At 65.1% G+C, this 894-nt stretch carries 1 protein-coding gene; it reads left to right on the top strand.

Features of this window, described 5'->3' with window-relative positions:
• Positions 1-132 precede the first annotated feature (132 nt).
• Complete coding sequence (locus tag QMX83_RS21530) at positions 133-843, top strand: glutathione S-transferase (RefSeq protein ID WP_282298660.1); 711 nt, start codon at positions 133-135, stop codon at positions 841-843.
• The last annotated feature ends 51 nt before the right edge of the window (positions 844-894 follow it).

Genomic DNA, 894 nt, shown 5'->3' with positions numbered 1-894 from the left:
GGGCTTGCCCGGCTGCCTTGGTCCGCGGCAGAGCAGCCGGGCAAGCCCGGCTCTACGCGGACGGGACATCCCGATCACGGCGGCTTTCTGCATCGCTGGCGATGCTGGTGGCTGATCCTGAGGAGATCCCCCATGCACTACGAGCTGTACTACTGGACCGGCATTCAGGGGCGTGGCGAGTTCGTGCGCCTGGCGCTGGAAGACGCCGGTGCCTCCTACACCGACATGGCGCGCGAGCACGGTGACGAAGCGATCACCCCGTTTCTTGAAGGTGCGCATGAAGGTCTGCAGCCGTTCGCGCCGCCATTCCTGGTCACCGGCCGGCAGGTGATCGCCCAGGTCGCGGCCATCCTGCATTACCTGGGGCCGGAACTGAACCTGGTGCCCGAAGCGGCCTCACGCCGCCTCCAGGCGCTTCAGCTGCAGATGACCATTGTCGACTTCGTGGCGGAGATCCACGACACCCATCATCCGATTGCCAGTTCGAAGTACTACGAAGACCAGAAGGATGCCGCCAAGGCGCGCGCAACGTCGATGCGCGGCGAACGGATGCCGAAGTTCCTGGGCTGGTTCGAACAGGTGCTGGAGGCCAACGGCGGCCTGCATCCCCTGCGCGAACATTCATATGTGGATCTTTCGCTGTTCCAGCTGGTCAGCGGGCTGACCTATATGTTCCCGCGCCGCATGCAGGCACTGCGCGGTGAGTTGCCGTTGCTGCATGCACTGCACGACCGCGTGCAGCGGCGGCCGAATGTGGCCGCCTACCTGGCGTCCGAGCGGCGCTTGGCGTTCAACACCAATGGAATCTTCCGGTACTACCCGGAATTGGATGGGGAGGTTTGAAGCACGGTAGCGCCGGCCGTTGGCCGGCCCAGGCGATGCTGAGGGCCGGCC

The organism is Stenotrophomonas sp. PS02289 (genome assembly GCF_029960115.1).
Taxonomy (GTDB): Bacteria; Pseudomonadota; Gammaproteobacteria; order Xanthomonadales; family Xanthomonadaceae; genus Stenotrophomonas.
Note: the sequence above shows the minus strand (reverse complement) of the source record. Positions and strands in the feature narration are given on the sequence as shown.